Here is a 17,955-nt window from a genome sequence, read left to right on the forward strand (position 1 = left end):
GGGCGTTCGCCGGAGTGGCCGCCGTGGCCCAAGTGACTTGGTGTGGTGGCTGCCGCCCAGTGCGATCGTGTCCTGCCGGTGAGGCCGGGCTCAGGTGTTGCTGGTGCCCCAGTCGTCCGCGCCGCCGCCGTTCGCGTTCCGCTCCCGCAGCGAGCGCACCCGGCCGGCCACCGAGTCGGGCATGCGGTCGCCGACCTTGTCGCTCACCGCGTGGAACGCCTTGCCGGCGATCTCGCGCCCCTGCTGGGCGGCCGTCTCGGCGGTGTTGCGCACGGCGGGGTTCTGCGCGACCTGGCGGGCGGACTTCTTCAACTGCTCGTAACGTTCGCGTCCGGCTCGTGTGCCGAGCACATAGCCCAGAACAAGCCCGGCGACGAATGTGAGCCGATAGCGCATGACGGTCATCCTTCCCTTGCCTCTGTCGTCATCCCTGGGGTGGGCTTTCGGCGCGGCGGGTACCGATTGGCGGAGCACCCCCCTGCTTGCGCTAATGTATGTGTCGCAGCGAGCGCGCGCCCCCTGGCGGATACCCAGGTAGGTACGTTCGATGCAACGAGGCATTCCTCCGTAGCTCAATTGGCAGAGCAGCCGGCTGTTAACCGGCAGGTTACTGGTTCGAGTCCAGTCGGGGGAGCTCGATCCTCCGTAGCTCAATTGGCAGAGCAGCCGGCTGTTAACCGGCAGGTTACTGGTTCGAGTCCAGTCGGGGGAGCGTCTGAACGAGGACCCCTCAGGGGTCCTTTTTCATGTCCGTCGGAACCGTCACGCCCACGGCGGAGTCCTCAAGGTCATGTGTAGCCGACCATCCGAAGCAGGAGATCGTATGAGCGGCTATGCTGCGGCAGACGGCGCGCACACATGTACGCGACGCGCCGTGACGGGGCGGTAGCTCAGCCGGTTAGAGCAGCGGACTCATAATCCGTCGGTCGTGGGTTCGAGTCCCACCCGCCCCACCAGTGGATGTCTCTGACCTGCAGAAACGTCCCTTCCGGGGCGCCAGAACCCCAACTCGGGCTCAACGGATTGAATCCGCTGCTGACGAGTTCAGGGTTCCTGCGCCGACGAGGTTCGACACTGCGCTGACCTGCGTGAATGTGTCGGACCATGGTGTGGTCGAGTCGCGCCCACGGCCTCCGCGAGGGAGCCGGAGGCGAACTTGAGGACGCTGTGAGGACGCAGGTATTGCGAAGGGTGGCTGCGCGGCCGTCTCCCCCAGGCTGTGGCCGGTCGGAGTGAGGAGCCCTCTGATGGATTTTGGGCATGCCCGCGGCGCTCACCCCAACCTGCGAGAGCGGTGGCCACTGGTCGTGATGGTCGGAGCGAACGCACGGCTCCCGTCTGCCTCTACCGGTCGTGGAGCACCTTCGGGCGGGTTACGGGGACGACGGTGAGGAGGTCGTCCAGGCCCTTGAAGTCGTCGGGGTTGGTGGTGAACAGAGGGAGATCTTCGGCGATGGCGATCGAGGCGATCATCAGGTCGGCGATGCGGCGGCGGGGTTGGCGGCCGGTGCTGATGACGGCGGCACAGACGCGGCCGTAGATGCGGGCGGCGTCGGCGTCGAAGGGGATGGGGTCGAACTCGTTCTCCGCGCGCTGGAGGATGTCGGTGCGTCGAGCGCGTTCGGCGTGTTCGTCGTAGTCGTCCTGTTCGGCGTTGCTGCGCACCTGGTGGGGTCCGGCGGAGAGCTCGGCGAGGGTGATGGTGGTGATGGCCATCTCGGCGGGCAGCTCCTCTGGGATGATCCACTTGCGCAGGATCATGATGTTGGTGTCGAGAAGACCCTGCTGGTGCTCACCGGGCATAGGGATCGTCCATGCCCTGTTCAGCGGTGGCGTCCTGGTTGGCGCGGAAGGCGTCCAGGGAGATGTCGGGGGCGCTGCGGGACATGGCGGCGAACTCGCCGCGGGGGACGAAGCGTCGTCGGCGGCGCAGGGGGATGAGCTCGCCGATGCGGTGGCCGTCGCGGGTGACGGTGAAGGACTGGCCGCTCTGGACGGCGTCCATGATCTCTTTGGACTTGGTGCGCAGGTCGCGCTGGGTGATCTCGGGTTGGGCGGTCATACGTCTAGGCTAACCATCGCGTGCTATCTGGTGCCACTCTGTAGCACACCGGGTGCTCCATCGAGGTCGGCAGATCTCGTGCACCGCACTTTGTGAGAGCGGAATACCGGTCCAGCGTTGAGCGGCTTGCGGGGCCCTCGTGGTTCCGCGTGCGATTACGAGTACGCCCGCTCGCGCGGGATCTGAATCGCAGCCGGGCAGGCCGATCCAGCACTCATCTCGGCATCCGGGGCCTTCTCGGCGTGCGGAACCTTCTTGAACAGGGGTTAGCGGACCGTGCGTTGCAGACCGTCGAGGACGAGGTCCACGGCGTCTTCGGCCCAGCCGATGCGACCCCCGCGGCCAGCCATGTAGTCGGCAGCTCGGCGCCTTCTACGCCGACTACCTCGCCGGACGCGCCACCGATCCGGGATGGGCACGGCACACGGTGGACGCCGTGCTCGCCGGCCATGAGGCCCCGTAGCCGAGTGTCCGCTCCCGCAGGAGTCGGACCGCGGCGTCTCGGATGCCGGTCCCTGTTCGCTGACCTCCTCATCGCCGAGGAACTGGAAACGGCGGGCCGCACGGAAGAGGCACTCGCCTGGGCCGAGCGGGGACTGCGGGACTGTGCCGCCGAGACGCACATCGACAGCCGTCTGGTCGAGCATGTATGCGTCCGGTACGCGAAGACGGGGCGGGTGGCGGACGCGGTCGCGGTGCGCCGGGACCGGTTCCGTCTCGAGCGGTCCCTGGCCGCCTACCGGCAGTTGCGCTCCGCCGCCCGGGCTGTGGACTGCTGGGAGGCCGAGCGCGCGGCGGCGCTGGCCACCTTGGAGGAGGACGCCCGTCGTGAGCGCGGCGGCCGGTACGGCGGGCCCGTGCTGATCGACGCGCTGCTCGACGACGGCGACCTGGACGCCGCCTGGCGGGAGGCCGCCGGCAGCGCCGACGACCGGCAGTGGGCGCAACTCGCCGACCTGTCGCGCGAGACGCGCCCGCCGGTGATCTGCTCGGACGGCTCGGCCACCGGCTCGCGCCCGAGTCCGTGCGTGGACTGCGGGCGCTTGTCGCACGGTGGTCGCCGGTCACGCCGCCAGGGGGTTCAGGGTCAGGGGTTTGATCTTGCCCTCCAGCATGGCGCCCAGGCCCTGTACGGCGCAGATGTCGGGGCGTTCGGCGATGCGTACCGGCATTCCGGTCCACTGGCGCAGCATCTGGTCGAGGCCGGGCAGCAGGGCGCTGCCGCCGACCATCATGATGCCGCGGTCGGCGAGATCGGCCACCAGATCGGGCGGGCAGTCCCGCAGTACCTTCCCGATGCCGTCGAGCACGGCGATCAGCGGGGTCTCGATCGCCTCCCGCACCGCCGCCGTGTCGACCTTCACCGAGCGCGCCAGCCCGGTCGCCACGTCCCGTCCGAGGATCTCGGTGGCGGCGGGGCCGTTCGGGGCGGACCCGTTGCCGGACAGGGCGAGCCGCAGGGGGCGTACGGACTGGCTCGGCAGCATCAACGCGTGCTCGTGGCGCAGATGCTGGACGATCGCGTGGTCGACGGCCTCGCCGCCCACCGGGATCCGTTCCGCGGTCACGATGTTCCCCAGCGACAGGACGGCGATCTGGGTGGCGGCGGCCCCGCACACCATGATCATGGAGGCTTCGGGCTGCTCGACGGGAAGCCCGCAGCCCACGGCGGCGGCGACCAGTGTGTCGACCAGCTCCACCCTGCGCGCCCCCAGCCCGACGAGCGTCTCGACCGCCGCGCGCTGGGCCAGCGGGTCCGCGTCGTGAGGGGTGCAGGCGGCGGCCCGCAGCCGGGGCTTGCGGCGCAGGGTGCGGCGCAGTTTCTCACCGAGGAGATGGCGCAGCATGCGCTGGGCCATCTCGATGTCGACGACGGTGCCGCCGGACACCGGCCGCATCACACGGATGTACGAGGGTGTCCGTCCCGTCATCTTCTCGGCGAGCTCGCCGACCGCTATCAGCGCACCGGTCCGGGTGTTGACCGCCGCGGCGCTCGGCTGGTCGACCACCAGCCCCGAGCCCCTGACGTACACACGGGTCCTGGCCGCGCCGAGGTCGACAGCGATATGGCAACGGCGCAGCTGGTCCAGGCTGACGGTCATGCGGTACCTCCCGAGAACGGACCGCGGGCGGCCGCCGGGTGGCGGGCCTCTCCTTCAGCATCGTGCGCCGGATGAGAGGACCTCGCCCCTTGAGAGGGGCCGGGCGGGTTCACCCGGGCGGGTGAACCCGCGCGCGCCGGCGCTCCGGGGACTCACCCGGACGGCGGGGCCGGAGCCGTCTCGCCGCCCGCGATTCCCCTTACCACCCCCAGAGCCACCAGGTCCTGGGGACGGACGCGGAGCTGGTCCGCCGTCGCCCGCACCCGGCCGGCCGGGCGCTTGAGTATCGCGGCGGCGAGCTCCGGTGCGATCACCGAGAAGTAGCTGTCCGGGGTGACCCAGGTGTTGTCGGGGGCGGCCAGGGCCAGCGCCCCGCCCGATCCGCCCTCCCCGATCACCAGCGTGGTCAGTGGCGTACGGGCCGTCGCCACGGCGGTGAACAGATCCGCGATGGCGGCGCCCACCCCCTGTCGCTCGGCCTCCGCGTCGTTGGCGGCGCCCGGCGTGTCCACCAGCGTCAGCACGGGCACGGACAGGGTGTCCGCCAGCCGGATCAGCCGGGCGGCCGTCCGGTATCCGGCGGGGCGGGTCGCGGTGCCGGTCTGGGCTGCGTACGCGATCGTTCGGCCGTCATGGCTGCCGAAACCGCACAGCATGCCGTCCGGGTCGCTGCCACCGCTGCGGTCGCCGCCGAGCGCCGCCCGGCGGGTGAAGTATGCGTCCAGGTAGGCCCGGGAGCGCGCCCGCCCCGGATCGCGGGCGCGCCGTACGGCGTCCCAGCCGGTCTCCGGGAGGTCCGCCGGGCCCAGCGGCCGGGGGACCGGAGCCGGCTCCGTCGAGGGCGCCGTCAGCAGGCCCAGCCACAGACCCACCGCCGCCCGCAGTTCCGCGGGCGGTACGACCGCGTCGACCGTGCCCGCCGTCAGCTGTGCCTCCGCGGTGTACGCCGCCGGGTCCGCCTCCGGCGGGCGCACCCGGGAGCCCGCGAACCCCACCTGGGCGCCCGGCAGCGCCAGCACCACGTCGGCGCCGGCGCCCAGCGTGGCCCAGCCGCCGCCGGTCGTCGGGTCCCGCAGGACCGCGAGTTGCGGCAGCCCGGCCGCACGGGTGAGCGCCGACTGCCGGGCCACCCGCTGGAGCTGGGTCAGCGCGAGCATGCCCTCCTGCATCCGGCTGCCGCCCGTCGCGACCAGCGAGACGACCGGCAGCCGGTGCGCACGGGCGTGGACGTGCGCCGCCTCGAGCCGGTCGCCGGTGCGCTCGCCGAGCGAGCCACCCAGGTAGCCGAACTCGAACGCGATCAGTACGGCCGGGGCGGAGCCGACGGTCCCGCGCCCGACGACCACGGACTCCTGCTCGCCGGTGCGCGCGGTGGCGCGGGCGCGCGAGGCGTCGTAGCCCGCCCAGCCGAGCGGGCCGTCCGGGCCGGACCGCCCTGGCGGGCCCGGCAGTTCCGTGAAGTCGTCGGTGACGAGGGCGAGCGCCTCCCGTGCGGACGGGCGTTCAGGCATCGCCCAGGGCCCGCTTCATGATCTTGCCCATGTCGTTGCGGGGCAGGGCGTCGAGGTACCGCACCGTGCGGGGCCGCTTGTGCGGGGCGAGGCGCCGGGCCACATGGTCGGCCAGTTCGTCGGCGCCGGGCGGGACCGCGGGGTCGGCGGGCACCACCCAGGCGACGATCCGCTCGCCCAGATCGTCGTCGGGTTCGCCGGTGACGGCGGCCTCCCGCACCCCCGGGTGTTCCAGAAGCGCGTTCTCGATCTCACCCGCCCCGATCTTGTACCCGCCGCTCTTGATGAGATCGGTGGCCTTGCGGCCCACGATGCGCACATAACCGTCGGGCTCGCGCACCGCCATGTCCCCGGTGCGGAACCAGCCGTCGGCGGTGAACGCGGCGGCGGTGGCGTCGGGCCGGTTGAGGTACCCGGTGAACAGGTTCGGGCCGCGCACCTGGATCTCGCCGACGGTCTCCCCGTCGTACGCCGCGATCGGGGTGCCGTCCTCCTCGACCAGGCGCAGCTCCACACCGGGCAGCGGCACGCCCACCGTCCCCGCGCGCGGCTCCCCGTCCGCGCGGACGCTCGTGTTCATCAGCGTCTCGGTCATGCCGTACCGCTCGATGACCCGGCGCCCGGTGGCGGCGGCGATCCGCTCGTGGTCGTGCACCGGCAGCGCGGCGGACCCGGAGACCAGCAGCCGGGCCCCGCCGAGCGCCTTGGCCAGCTCCGGGTCACCGGGCAGCGCCTCCGCGATGCGGTGGTACATCGTGGGCACCCCGAACAGCATGGTCGCCCCGTCGTCCAGTTCCCGGGCCACGCCATCGGTGCCGAAGCGCCCCAGGTGCCGCACGGAGCCGCCGCGCCGCAGCGGGCCCAGGGTGCCGAGCACCAGCCCGTGCACATGGAACAGCGGAAGGCCGTGCACGAGGACGTCGTCCGCGGTCCACTGCCAGGCGTCCGCGAGCGCGTCGAGGGTGGCGGCCACGGCCCGGCGGGGGATGAGGGCGCCCTTGGGCGGACCGGTGGTCCCGGAGGTGTAGACGACGAGGGCGGAGCTCTCGCCGTCCACCTCGGCGGGCGCGTACGCTCCCGTGCCGCGCACGTCGACGTCGACGCGCTCCAACGCCCGTACGGCGTCGGGAAGTTCGTCGCCGGGCGCGGCCAGGACGAGCGACGGCGCGCTGTCCGCCAGGATGTGCCCCAGCTCGCGCTCCCCGGACTTCGGGTTGAGCGGGACGACGGGCACCCCGGCGGTCAGCGCGGCCACCACCGCGACGGCCGTCTCCAACGAGGGCGTGGCCCACAGGGCCGCCCGCCCCGGAGCCTCGCCCAGTCGTCCGGCGAGCGCTCCGGCCGCCGCGGCCAGCTCGCCGTAGGTCAGGGCCCGCTCCCCGAACCGCAGCGCGGGCCGCCGCGCCGCCCCGGGATCGGTCAGGGCCGGAAAGAGGGAGGACACGCGGGACTCCTCGCGTCGAAGCGGACGTGCGCAGTAAGGACATCGAATCCGTTCCTACACCAGAGCCGGCGAAACCCGCCGTCGCCGTGACGGAGACCTCACTCCTCGCGGGCCGATGCCCACGGGGTCCCGCCGTTCCCCGGGCCGTTGTTAGCCTGCGCGCACATGCTGCCCACGAACAGGAGTCCGAACGTGTCCCGCACCCCCGTCCGCGTCGCGCTCGTCACCTGCCGTCCCGGTCCCGAGGTGACGTTCGACGCCGACCTTCCGGTCCTGGTACGGGAGGTACGGGCGGCCGGGGCCGACGCCGATGCCGTGCACTGGGACGACCCGGACGTCGACTGGGCGGCGTACGACCTGGCCGTGATCCGGTCCACCTGGGACTACAGCTGGCGGGCCGCGGAGTTCACCGCCTGGGCCGAGCGGTGCGGGAAGGCCACGCGGCTGGCCAATCCGGCGCCCGTCGTGCGCTGGAACACCGACAAGCGCTACCTCGGGGAACTGGCCGCCGCGGGCGTTGCCGCCGTCCCCACCCGGTATCTGGCCCCGGGGGACCCCGTCGACCTGCCAGACGACCACGAGTACGTCGTCAAGCCCACCTCGGGCGCGGGCGCCCGGTTCGCCGCCCGGTACACGCCCGAGGAGCACGACACCGCCGTACGGCAGCTCGCGCGGATGCACGCGGAGGGGTTCACGGCGATGGTGCAGCCCTATGTCCGGGGCATCGATGTGGCCGGTGAGCGGGCGTTGCAGTTCTTCGGCGGGCGGCTGCTGCACGCCAGCCGGAAGGGGGCCGTCCTCGCTCCCGGCACCCCCTACGACGAGCAGAAGGTGGCCCACCCCGGTCTGGAGCCCTGGACCCCGACCCCGGCCGAGCTCGCCGTGGCCGAGCGCGCGCTGGCCGCCGTGCCGGGCGCCCCGGAACTGCTGTACGCCCGTGTCGACCTCGTGGACGGCGCGGACGGGCAGCCGTGCGTGATGGAACTGGAGCTGGTCGAGCCGAACCTGTTTCTCTCCCTGCACCCCGGGTCCGTGCCGAAGGTGGTGGACGCGGTCCTGACGGCCGCGGGCCGCTGACTCCGGGGTCCGCCGGGGCTCTTCGGCGAAGACCGCCGGCGGTCCGGGGGCCGGCTAGTCGCGTACGGCCACCCGCTGCAACAGCCCCCAGGTGAACTCGGCGACCACCTCCCGCGGTACGCCCTTCGCGTCCGGGGCGGTGAAGGCGAGGCCCCAGCGGGTGGGGGCCGTGCCCTCCAGGGGGCGGGCGGGGGCGAAGGCGCGGGCGACCTCGTCGACCGTGCAGGACCAGGGGGCCAGATCGTCGATGGTCTCCAGCTTCGGGACCGGCGCGCCGGGGGCGCGGACCAGCCACTCGTTCCAGATCCGCCCGTCCGGCCCGGCGAGCACCTCGAAGCGCAGGTCGGGCCAGAGCGGGAGGGGCCACAGCCGGGCCTCGCAGTCCAGATCGCCGATCCGGCGCGGGGCCGTCGACTCGGGCTCGCCGAGGACCGAGCGATAGCGGGCGGCGGCCGACCGGGCGCGCGGCGACCGGACCATCGCCTGCCAGCGCCGGTTGGCCTCGCGCATGTCGGCGATGGACACGCCCAGTGTGCGGCGGGCGTCCTCCACCAGGTCCGGGTTGTGGTCGGCCATACGGCGCAGCAGGACCAGCTGGAAGTCCGGGGTGCCGAAGGGGTGTTGCGGGTTCCGGTTCACGGGCGCTGCCGACAGCCTTGGGTCTCGACGGGGGTCTGCTCGCTCCACCGTACTGCCCGCCGGCCGGTCACGGCGGAAACAGCGGACGGGCCCGTCCCCGGAACCCCGTGACCCCAGGCCGGCGCCCGTCCGGCAGGAACAGCACCGAGTTGACGTAGCGCGGGCCGCGGTGGAAGGGCAGGACGCGGCGCAGCAGGCCGTGGGAGACGACGTACGACGTCCTCGCCTGGTGCGCCTCCAGGGTCCGCGGGTCCAGCGGCAGCCAGGAGCGGGAGGGAAGGATCCAGCCCGCGTAGCCGAGGTCCGCGAGGAAGCCGACGACCGGTGCGATCGGCTGGATACGGCACTCCAGCTCGACGAAGAGGGCGGGCCGGTCGCGCGTCAAAATCTCCCTGGCTCCGCGCAGGACCGCCGGCTCGTTGCCGTCCACATCGACCTTGATGAAGCCGACATCGCGCAGCCCCAGCCCGTCGAGGGTGACACAGGGCACCTGAAGGGCGTGCGCATGGATGCCCCGGCGGACGAGGGAGGACACGCCCCGGTCGCCCGCGTCGCCGGACGGCAGCCACAGCCGGGCGGTGCCCCGGCGGTCGGAGGCCGCCGCCGCGACGACCCGCACGTTCGCCGGGGCCGTCGCGGACAGCAGCTGGGCCAGATGGGGCACCGGCTCCACGGTCACCACCCGGCGGGCCCGTCTCGCCAGGCGGTGCGTCCACGGGCCGTACCAGCCGCCGACGTCCACCGCCGTGCCGCAGCCGGGCGGGCACAGGTCGGCGAGCCGGGACAGCTCCGGCTCGCACCGCGGATACAGCAGCCGGGCGGTCGCCGCGACCAGACGGGTGGGCAGGCACCTGGCGATGCGGGCGGTGGCCGTCGTCATCGGGCCAGCCGCTTCAGCAGCCGCTCGTGCTCGTCCTCGCTCATCTGCTCGCCGGAGGTGGGCAGCAGCTGCGGAATCCCGTCGACGATGGGGTAACGGCGGCGCAGCCGCGGGTTGTAGAGCGCCTCGGGGCCGTCGCCGGCCGGCAGCAGATGCAGCGGGCCCTTGTCCAGCGGGCAGGCAAGGATCTTCAGCAGCGGGTCGTCCGGTTTCACGGGGGAGTCAACTCCTTCGGGGTCAGGGGGCGCCGGGGAGGCGGTGCGGTGTCGTGCTTCGGCATCGCCAGCAGGACCGCGACCGCGAGGGCCGTGCCCGCGAGACGCAGTGCGAGCCGAAGCGGCTCGCGGGGCAGCGCCTCGCCGAACGACAGCGTGCCGAGCACCGCCGTGAACAGACACGTCACCGTGGTGCACACCGGAACGATCAGCGAGGCCCGGCAGCGCTGCAACGCCGCCTGCGACATGACCAGACCGAAGCCGCCGGTGCACAGCAGCAGATAGGGGTACGGGGAGCGCACCAGGCCGAGCACGGCGTCCCCGGGCCCGCTCGTCGTCAGACAGCCCGCCATTCCCTTGATGGCGAGCGAGCTGACCCCGTACAGCAGGCCCACCGCCACGCCGTACTCGACGCCCGTCGTCGGCAGCCGGTGCCGGTGGCGGGCGCGCCGTTCGGCGGACCCGTACAGCCACACCCCCAGCGCCAGCGTCGGCACGCAGACCGTGAGGATCAGCGGATACGGGGCGCTGCGGCTCACCGTGTCGGAGCCCTCCCGCAGCGACAGCACCACCATCAGCAGGGCGAGCAGGATGGCGCCGAGCGCGCACCGCTCCCGCCCCGAGGTCTCCTCGCCGAGCAGCCGCGACGACAGCAGCACCAGCAGCACCAGTCCGGAGACGAAGATGCCCTGGGCGGCGGCGATCGGCAGTGTGCGGTAGACGGCGAGCTGGGCCCCGAAACCCGCGGCCAGTGCCAGCGAGCCCCCGATCCACAGCGGGCTGCCCAGGACCAGGCGCAGCAGCCGGGCCGGGCGGCGGAAGTCCACCGCGGGCAGCGCGGCGAGGGCCTTCTTCTCCAGGACGAACCCGGAGCTGTAGAGCACGTTCGCCAGCAGGGCCGCGGCCACTCCCCACCACATGGGCTACGTCCTTCGCGCGTGCAGCAGCAGGATGGAGGCCGCAGACGGCACCGCGCAGGCCAGGCGGTCCAGCGGGCGCAGCGGGCGTGGTACGCCGTGGAAGGGCGCGCCCTTGAGCGCCACGACCTCGAAGCCGGTCGCGGTGACGAACTCCCGCAGGGCGCGGGCGGTGGTGAGCCGCAGATGCCCCACGACCTCCCTGCCGGGGCGGCCGTGGATCGCGCGCAGGCTGACCTCCGAGAAGACGGGCTGGACGCCCGCCAGCAGCAGGGCGCGGTTGTACCAGGCGGCGAGGTTGGGCGTGGAGAGCATCAGATGGCCGCCGGGGCGCAGCACACGGCGGATCTCCTCCAGCGCCGAGTCCGGGTCGACGAGATGCTCCAGGACCTCGCTGAACAGGACGGCGTCGGCCGCGTGCGCGCGGAACGGCAGGCCGCCTTCGGTCAGTTCGCCGCGCACCGTGTACGGCAGCCGGACGTGGGCCCGTCTGAGCGCGTCCTGGGACCAGTCGACGCCGACGATCCGGTGACCGGCGAGGAAGGGGGCGGCGGTGGCGGCCGCGGTGCCGTCCCCGCACCCGATGTCCAGGACCGTCTTCGTGCCGTCGGCGGCCGGGCCCAGCGCGGCGGCCAGCATCCGGGCCTGGCGCAGACTGCGGGAGCTGCCGGAGGCGACGGGTACGGCGGGGTCCTCGTAGAACTCGCGCAGTCCGCGGCGGACGGGGGTGGTCGTGGTCATGGGGCTTCCTCGGTCGCGTGCAGACAGTGCTCGAAGAGGTCGCGCAGGCGGGCGCCGTCGTCGTCGCCGAGCAGGGCGCGGGACCAGCGCAGGGCGAGATGGAGACGGCCCGCGGTGGAGGCCGTGGTGAACGTCAGGCCGCGGGGCATACGGGCCGGGGCCGAGAACCACACGGCGTGCGCGCGGCCCCCCTCCTCCCCGAAATCCATCGGGTACGGGATGCGGCCGATGTTGCTGAGCAGCGTGGTCGAGGTCCAGGGGGTCGCGGCCCGGCGCAGCGCGCGGGTGACGGCGGCACGCCAGACGACGGGCACGACGGGGGCCGTGAGCAGGGCGGCGCCGTGGCCGAGCTGCGGGCGGGGAAGGGACTTGAGGGCACGGGTCCGTCGCGCGGTGCGGCGGAGCAGGGCCGGAAGGTCGCCATCGGTCAGCTCGTCGGCGGAGAAGGGCACTTCGACGAGGCGTGTGCCGTTGCCGATCGGCATGGTGGCGTCCCGGGGGCGGTCGTCGACGGGCATGGTGATGCGCATCGGGCGGGGCCGTGCGCCGTGTTCCTCGTTCCAGCGGGCGACGGTCAGGGCGGTGGCCACCATGAGCTGGTCGTTGACGGTGTAGGGGGCTGCTTTCGGGCGTTGGGGGACGGGGAGTTCGGTGACGAGGAGGCCGTTGCCGGGTGAAGGGTAGGGGCTTCCGGGCGCCACCCGCGCGGGCCGGACCCAGGGCGAGGGAGTGTGCGCCGGCCGGTCCGGGGTCTCGGGCGGGCGTACGGGCGGCGCCGCGGGGGAGTGGTCGCGGCCGCCGTAGAGTTCGGCGGCCGTCGCGAGGATGCGCAGGCAGGCGGGGCCGTCCAGGGCCGTGTGATGGACGGTGAGCACGAGGACCGTGCCGACGGTGCCGTCGCCCGCAACGGGCCCGGGCACCACCTCCAGTCGGATCGGCGGGGACAGGGCCAGCGGCGGGGCCTGCGCCAGCGCCCGCGCCCTCGCCTCCCGCAGGGCGTCCTGGCCGGGAGGGGAGAAGGTCACCGACTCGACCTCCGGGCCCCCTGTCAGTTCCCATGCGTAACGGCGGGCGTACCAGGGGAGGCGGGCCTCGTGCATCAGGATGCGGGGATGGTGGTGCAGGGCCTTTGTGAACGCCTTGCGCAGGCGGGAGGGGTCCAGGCGGCCCGGCAGGTGGACCTCGATGAGGACCGTCTCCGGCTCCTCCTCCTGGAGGCAGTGCCGGGCCACCTCGTCCACCACGGGGAACGGGATCCGGACGGGCAGGCGTACGGAATCCCCGGCGTGGTGCCCCAGCGCGGTCATGGCCCTTCCCCCTGGGTGTCGTCCGGTTCCCCGGGCGGTGCCGCCCCCGGCTTCGGCTTGCGCGACGACCACCGCCCGGCCGACGGCTCCGGCTCGCCGGACGGCAGGCCCGCGCCCCGCCTTCGGTGCGGCAGGGGCCGCGTCGGCGCCTCCGCCGAGGTGGGGGCCGGGCCCATCGCCGGCAGCACCGCCGTCGACCCCGGCGCAGCCGGCTCCCGCACGCTCACCAGGCCCGCGAACAACCCGATCAGCGCGAGGAGTTGGGCCGCCGGCCCGAACGCGCCCAGCCCGGCCCCCGGAGGCGACCCCGCCCCCGTGGCCGCGGCGATCCCCGCCCCCGCGAGTGCCAGGAACGCGATCGGCACCAGCAGCGCGTGCCGCCACCGGGCCACCAGCGCCAGCAGCGGGACCAGCAGCGCGAACGGCCCCGCGATCACGATGGCGACCAGGGTCAACGCCACCGTGCCGAGCCACACCCCGGCGCCCGGCGGCACCACGGACGGCCCGTCCGGGTTCGGTGAGCGGCGCCGCCACAGCGTGAAGAACGCCAGCACCGCGACCGCGGTCCCGCCGCCGACCAGCCCGGCCTGGTACGTCGCCGCGGGCGCGTACGACAGTTTCACCGCGCCGCCCGCCCCGGCCGGAATCCGCCAGCCCTGCTGCCAGCCGTCCAGCCGCACCGGTGTGAGCTTCCTGCCGTTCAGCGTGGCTTCCCAGCCCTCGTTGTAGTTCTCGTACGTCGTCAGGTACGAGGCCGCGCCCGACCCGACCGTCACCTCGCGTCGGTCGCCCAGCCAGTCGACGATCCGCAGGTCACGGCCGGCGGCCCCCGGCTCGGTGACGGTCCCCCGGGTCAGCGTCACGTCCGTCACCGTGAGCGGTCCGGTGTCACCCGACTCCACCCGGTGTGCGCCGGTGGGCAGTTGCACGGAGGGGTCGGCACGGTGCTGCCGACACAGCGTCAGTGTCACCGGCCGGCGCTCCACCAGGTCCCGTACGGTCCCCTTCGCGCCCGTCTCGTACAGCTTTCCGTCGATGGCGAGCACCGGGCCCTGACCGCATGGCAGCGAGACCGTTTGCGTGGCGGACGGCTGGGGTGTGCGGTACTGCCCGAGCGCGGGGATGTACGCCTCGGTGAGACCCACCGGCAGGCGCAGATCGTCGTTCGCGACCGGGTTGTGGAGGGTCACGGAGGCCGTCTCCAGGACCGTGATGTCCAGGTGGTCGGTGGTGATCGGATCGAAGCGGACCCAGCCGTTCTCGTCGACGCCGGCGATCGCCGCGCCGTCCGGGGAGCTGATCTCCACCTTCGTCGGACGGCTCGACAGTCCGCCCGCGGCGGCCAGCACGATCGAGTCGACCGGCTGCTTGCCGGGCCAGTCGAGGTGGATCGTCGGTCGGTCCCCGGCGATCCAGGCCGTGGTCAGGTCACCGTCGGTCAGGTTGCGGGCCGACAGTCCGGCGCCCAGCGACGCCGTGGAGTCGGCCGTCGCGGTGATGCGCCCCTGCTGCCCGGGCGCCACCTGGTACAGCAGCTTGTCCAGTGCCTGGCCGGTGACCGGCACCGCGCTCGCCTTCACGTCGTACGTTCCCGCCACCGAGGTCGTGAAGCGCCGGTGCAGACCGGCCTCCGTGCCCGTGGCGGACAGCCCGGTGGGGTCGGTGGCACGGTGCAGGGAGACGATCTCGGCGCTCGCGTCGGACCCGTCCGCGTCCGTCGGGAGCCTGAGCAGGCGGGTCACCTGGACCCCGGGGACCTGGATCTCCGAGAAGCCCGCGCCCGTCAGTCCGGTCCTGTGCCGCACCGAGTCCAGGATCGTGATCCGCAGCCAACCGGTCGCGCCCGCAGGGAACTTCACCGTCTGCGTCGTACCGTCGGGGTGGAGATAGCTGCTCACCGAGCCCTTCGCGGTCTCCACCCGGATCCGGGTCGCCGCCGCGCGCACCCCGTCCTGCGGCAGCGGCCTCACCTTCAACGACGACGGCATGTCCACCGGCCGTGTGAACGTGATCCGCAGCCACTGCCCGTCCGCCGAGCCGGCGGCACCCTCCGCCCAGGCCGTGTCCGGGTTGCCGTCGAAGGCGTTCACCGGGTCGTACTGCGGCAGATGGAACAGCCAGTTGCCGCTGGAGGACGCGGTCACCGATCGGGCGCCGCGCAGCTCGGCGACCGTCTGATGGCCGAGACCCGTCGCCGGCAGGATCTGGTGCGGCGTCCGGCCGGGGTCCTGCACGGCGCCGGGGGCGTTCTTCTCGTCGCGGGTGTACGTGTACGACGTGTTGGCGTCGACCAGGCCGAAACGGGTGTCGGCGCGGCGCAGCCCGTCACCCACCACCTGCACCGGGGAGGTGCCCAGGCCCGGGGTGCCGTCGCCGGTGAGCACCGCGGCCCGGCCCCGCATCACCGGGTCGGCGGCCAGCGGCAGCAGTGCCTCAGGGCCGCCGGAGACGACGGCGGTGTCCGCGACCGGCAGCAGCCGTGCCGGTCCCGGCCTCGGCACGTCCGTACTCACCGGCTCGTAGATCTCCACGGCCCGCTGGCGCGGATAGAGGCCCTCGACCTGCAACGGGGCGCCGTGCGCGATCCGCCCCCCGGTCAGCACCGGTCCGAAGCCGGACACCCGCCGGTAGCCGGACTGTTCCAGGGCGCGCTTCACGGTCGCCGTGGGGACGTAGCCGATCTGGTCCGGGTCGAGGTCGTTGCGGACGACCACGTAGTGGAGGCCGGCCCGGCTCAGATAGTCGGCGAGACCCGGGATGTCACCGCCCGTCATCAGGGCCTGCTCGACCGCGTCCATGGCGCGCCGGTTGCCGGCGGTGCCGAAGGGGACGAAGTCCCGCTCGGCCCAGCGGGAGTCCGCGAGCACATCGAGGGGCTCGTCGACGGGGGAGCCCCAGGTGTACAGGCCGTGCGCGGTCGCCGGGACGACGAGGGCACGGGAGTCGGGGGAGTACTTCTTCAGCCAGTCGGCCGTGCTCTGCCAGTACCCCGGGAGCTGCCGGAAGGAACCGGGCTGGAGAATCGAGCCGTTCAGGTACGGCGACGCGAGTCCCGGGACGACGAGGACCGCCGCGACCAGCGGGGCCCACCGTCGGCCCCGGACCGGGCGGGCCCGATGGGGGTCCGCGGCGACGCCCACCAGATGGACGAGGCCGAGCACCAGCGCGAGCGCCGTGCCCGTCTGGAACTTGTAGAGGTTGCGGAAGGGGGACAGCCAGCCGTCCAGCCAGTCCCGCACGACCCCGTGGAAGGGCGCGCCGAACGCCCCTCCGTACCCGGCCAGCGTGACCAGCGCGACCACCAGTACGGTCAGCACCAGCCAGCGCCGCTCCGGCATGTCCCGTCTCGCCAGGCCCGCGAGCCCCAGCCCCGCCGCGAGCGCCGAGCAGACGATCACGAGAACCGAGGAGGCCACGGTCCAGCCGGCCGGCAGCCACGCCTCACCGAAGTGCAGATAAGCCACCCAGTTCCCGGCGCCGCGCAGCGACTCCACCGCCGACATGGTGGAGGTCGTGGTCTGGGCGCTCTCCACGTACGGCAGGAAGTTCTCGCCGTAGACGCCGAGCACCAGCAGCGGGACCACCCACCACGCCGTCGCCAGGACCACACCGAGCACCCACCAGCCGATCAGCTTGCGCCGCCGGGGCCCGCCCGGCCGGGAGAGCAGATAGAGGCCGGCCGGAAGCAGGGACGCCAGGGTCGAGGCCGCGTTGACCCCGCCCATGAACGGCACGGCCAGGGCCGAGCGGAAGGCGGCGACCCGGGCGCCGTACCGCTGGTCCGCCAGCGGCAGCAGCACCCAGGGCAGGAAGGCGCCGGGCAGCGCGGCGGCCGACGTCGAGCCGATCACCACGGAGAACACCGGCCACAGCGCGTACGCCACCGCGCCGAGCAGCCGGGAGGCGCGGGTGCCCACGGCCAGCCGCTCGGCCAGCCGCAGCGCGCCCCAGAAGGCGACCGACACGACGATCGACATCCACAGCCGCTCCGCGAGCCACACCGGCAGCTGGACCGCCTTGGCGAGTGCGTAGTACGGCAGCATCGGCCACAGATAGCCGGTGTACTGGTCCTGGAGGCCGCCGAATCCGCCCCGGTCGTGCCACAACTGGCCCAGGTCGGACAGGAACCGCCACGGGTCGGCGGTGACCCCGAGCTTGGTGTCGAAGGTCTGCCGCCCCGGGTGCACCGCCAGGAACAGCACGAGCACCACGGCCCAGAACCCCAGCAGCCAGCCCCTGGAGCGGGGGCCCTCCGGGGGGCCCGCGCTCCCCGCGGTGGTGGGGACGGCTGCCGGGGGAGGGGCCTGGACCGTGGTCGTCATGGGGGACACCGCCGGAGGATGAGAAGGAGGTTCCAGGTGGCGAACTCGCGCAGCCACGGCGCCTTGACGACCGCGGACGCGAGGAACGGCCAGTAGCGGGAGCGCGCCGAGACGACCGTGATGTCGTCGCGGGCGCGGACCTGCCGCAGGGTGGGGCCGATGTGCACGGCGAAGAGGTTCTCGCCAAGGGTGTGCTTGGCGGGCTTCCCGGTACGGCGCCGGTAGCGGGCGCGGGCCCGCTCGGCACCCAGGTAGTGCCAGGGAGCCCATTCGTGACCGCCCCATGGGGACAGCCAGTTGGTGAACGACACGTAGATCAGGCCGCCGGGCCGGGTCACCCGGATCAGCTCGCTGAGGAAGGTTTCCGTATCGGCCACGTGCTCCAGGACGTTGGAGGAGAAGACGACGTCGGCCGCGCCGTCGGCCAGGGGCAGCAGATAGCCGTCGGCGATCACCGCCCCGGCGGCCGGTTTCGGCCCCAGCTCCCGTACGTCCGGCTCGAAGAGGTAGGCGTGCGCGCCGCGCCGCCGGAACTCCTCGGTGAACCAGCCACCCCCGCCGCCGACATCCACCACCGTGCGCTCCCGCACCGGGCCGCCGTACGCCTCCACCTGGTCGGCGGCGTCCCGGGCGAGCAGCGAGTAGCAGGCGTCCGGGTCGCGCTGCTCATGCCGGAAGGCACGGAAGAGGGCCAGGGAGCGGCGTATGGAGGGGTCCTTGAGGCCGGAGTCGGGGCCT

General features: G+C 73.4%; 15 protein-coding genes and 3 tRNA genes. 4 read left to right on the top strand and 14 right to left on the bottom strand.

Features of this window, described 5'->3' with window-relative positions:
- Positions 1–90 precede the first annotated feature (90 nt).
- Positions 91–396 (bottom strand): YtxH domain-containing protein, encoded by a 306-nt coding sequence (locus tag ABZ876_RS15330; protein WP_361780012.1) that lies wholly within the window; start codon positions 394–396, stop codon positions 91–93.
- A gap of 165 nt (positions 397–561) precedes the next feature.
- On the opposite strand from ABZ876_RS15330, the gene ABZ876_RS15335 reads away from it, so the two are divergent.
- The 3 genes from ABZ876_RS15335 (at position 562) to ABZ876_RS15345 (ending at position 956) form a co-directional block, all read left to right on the top strand.
- Positions 562–634 (top strand) — tRNA-Asn (locus tag ABZ876_RS15335).
- Between the two features lie 5 nt (positions 635–639).
- Positions 640–712: transfer RNA gene (locus ABZ876_RS15340), tRNA-Asn, on the top strand.
- Between the two features lie 167 nt (positions 713–879).
- Positions 880–956, top strand: a tRNA-Ile gene (locus ABZ876_RS15345).
- Between the two features lie 388 nt (positions 957–1,344).
- Here ABZ876_RS15345 and ABZ876_RS15350 read toward each other — a convergent pair.
- The 5 genes from ABZ876_RS15350 to ABZ876_RS15370 form a co-directional block, all read right to left on the bottom strand.
- On the bottom strand, positions 1,345–1,803 hold the full coding sequence (locus tag ABZ876_RS15350; RefSeq protein ID WP_361780015.1) for a type II toxin-antitoxin system VapC family toxin: 459 nt from the start codon (positions 1,801–1,803) through the stop codon (positions 1,345–1,347).
- Complete coding sequence (locus tag ABZ876_RS15355; protein WP_361780018.1) at positions 1,793–2,062, bottom strand: type II toxin-antitoxin system prevent-host-death family antitoxin; 270 nt, start codon at positions 2,060–2,062, stop codon at positions 1,793–1,795. The genes ABZ876_RS15350 and ABZ876_RS15355 overlap by 11 nt, the downstream gene beginning before the upstream one ends.
- A gap of 1,064 nt (positions 2,063–3,126) precedes the next feature.
- Positions 3,127–4,164 (bottom strand): rod shape-determining protein, encoded by a 1,038-nt coding sequence (locus ABZ876_RS15360; protein WP_361780021.1) that lies wholly within the window; start codon positions 4,162–4,164, stop codon positions 3,127–3,129.
- A 152-nt stretch (positions 4,165–4,316) separates the two neighbouring features.
- The gene (locus ABZ876_RS15365) at positions 4,317–5,675 is read right to left on the bottom strand and encodes a carboxyl transferase domain-containing protein (RefSeq protein WP_361780024.1); all 1,359 of its coding nucleotides are present in this window, start codon (positions 5,673–5,675) and stop codon (positions 4,317–4,319) included.
- Entirely contained in the window at positions 5,668–7,119 is a 1,452-nt protein-coding gene (locus ABZ876_RS15370; protein ID WP_361780027.1) for an acyl-CoA synthetase, read from the bottom strand. Before ABZ876_RS15370 ends, ABZ876_RS15365 begins: the two co-directional genes overlap by 8 nt.
- 165 nt (positions 7,120–7,284) lie before the next feature.
- Between ABZ876_RS15370 and ABZ876_RS15375 the strand changes: the two genes are divergently transcribed.
- On the top strand, positions 7,285–8,196 hold the full coding sequence (locus tag ABZ876_RS15375) for a hypothetical protein (RefSeq protein WP_361780030.1): 912 nt from the start codon (positions 7,285–7,287) through the stop codon (positions 8,194–8,196).
- A 54-nt stretch (positions 8,197–8,250) separates the two neighbouring features.
- On the opposite strand, the gene ABZ876_RS15380 is transcribed toward ABZ876_RS15375, so the two are convergent.
- The 8 genes from ABZ876_RS15380 to ABZ876_RS15415 form a co-directional block, all read right to left on the bottom strand.
- On the bottom strand, positions 8,251–8,835 hold the full coding sequence (locus tag ABZ876_RS15380; protein ID WP_361780033.1) for a hypothetical protein: 585 nt from the start codon (positions 8,833–8,835) through the stop codon (positions 8,251–8,253).
- 67 nt (positions 8,836–8,902) lie between these two features.
- Positions 8,903–9,715: an FkbM family methyltransferase gene (locus ABZ876_RS15385; protein WP_361780036.1), complete on the bottom strand. Its 813-nt coding sequence runs from the start codon at positions 9,713–9,715 to the stop codon at positions 8,903–8,905.
- Positions 9,712–9,930 (bottom strand): Trm112 family protein, encoded by a 219-nt coding sequence (locus ABZ876_RS15390; protein ID WP_361780039.1) that lies wholly within the window; start codon positions 9,928–9,930, stop codon positions 9,712–9,714. The genes ABZ876_RS15385 and ABZ876_RS15390 overlap by 4 nt, the downstream gene beginning before the upstream one ends.
- On the bottom strand, positions 9,927–10,838 hold the full coding sequence (locus ABZ876_RS15395) for a DMT family transporter (RefSeq protein WP_361780654.1): 912 nt from the start codon (positions 10,836–10,838) through the stop codon (positions 9,927–9,929). The genes ABZ876_RS15390 and ABZ876_RS15395 overlap by 4 nt, the downstream gene beginning before the upstream one ends.
- A 15-nt stretch (positions 10,839–10,853) precedes the next feature.
- Positions 10,854–11,588 carry a class I SAM-dependent methyltransferase gene (locus ABZ876_RS15400; protein ID WP_361780042.1) on the bottom strand — a complete coding sequence of 245 codons (735 nt, stop codon included), beginning with the start codon at positions 11,586–11,588 and terminating at the stop codon, positions 10,854–10,856.
- A complete protein-coding gene (locus tag ABZ876_RS15405; protein ID WP_361780045.1) occupies positions 11,585–12,895 on the bottom strand; it encodes a condensation protein in 1,311 nt (436 codons plus the stop codon). Before ABZ876_RS15405 ends, ABZ876_RS15400 begins: the two co-directional genes overlap by 4 nt.
- The gene (locus ABZ876_RS15410) at positions 12,892–17,217 is read right to left on the bottom strand and encodes an alpha-(1->3)-arabinofuranosyltransferase (protein WP_361780048.1); all 4,326 of its coding nucleotides are present in this window, start codon (positions 17,215–17,217) and stop codon (positions 12,892–12,894) included. The genes ABZ876_RS15405 and ABZ876_RS15410 overlap by 4 nt, the downstream gene beginning before the upstream one ends.
- Positions 17,214–17,924: a class I SAM-dependent methyltransferase gene (locus ABZ876_RS15415; protein WP_361780657.1), complete on the bottom strand. Its 711-nt coding sequence runs from the start codon at positions 17,922–17,924 to the stop codon at positions 17,214–17,216. The genes ABZ876_RS15410 and ABZ876_RS15415 overlap by 4 nt, the downstream gene beginning before the upstream one ends.
- Positions 17,925–17,955 lie beyond the last annotated feature (31 nt).

The sequence above is a fragment of the Streptomyces sp. NPDC046931 genome (assembly GCF_040644655.1).
Taxonomy (GTDB): domain Bacteria; phylum Actinomycetota; class Actinomycetes; order Streptomycetales; family Streptomycetaceae; genus Streptomyces.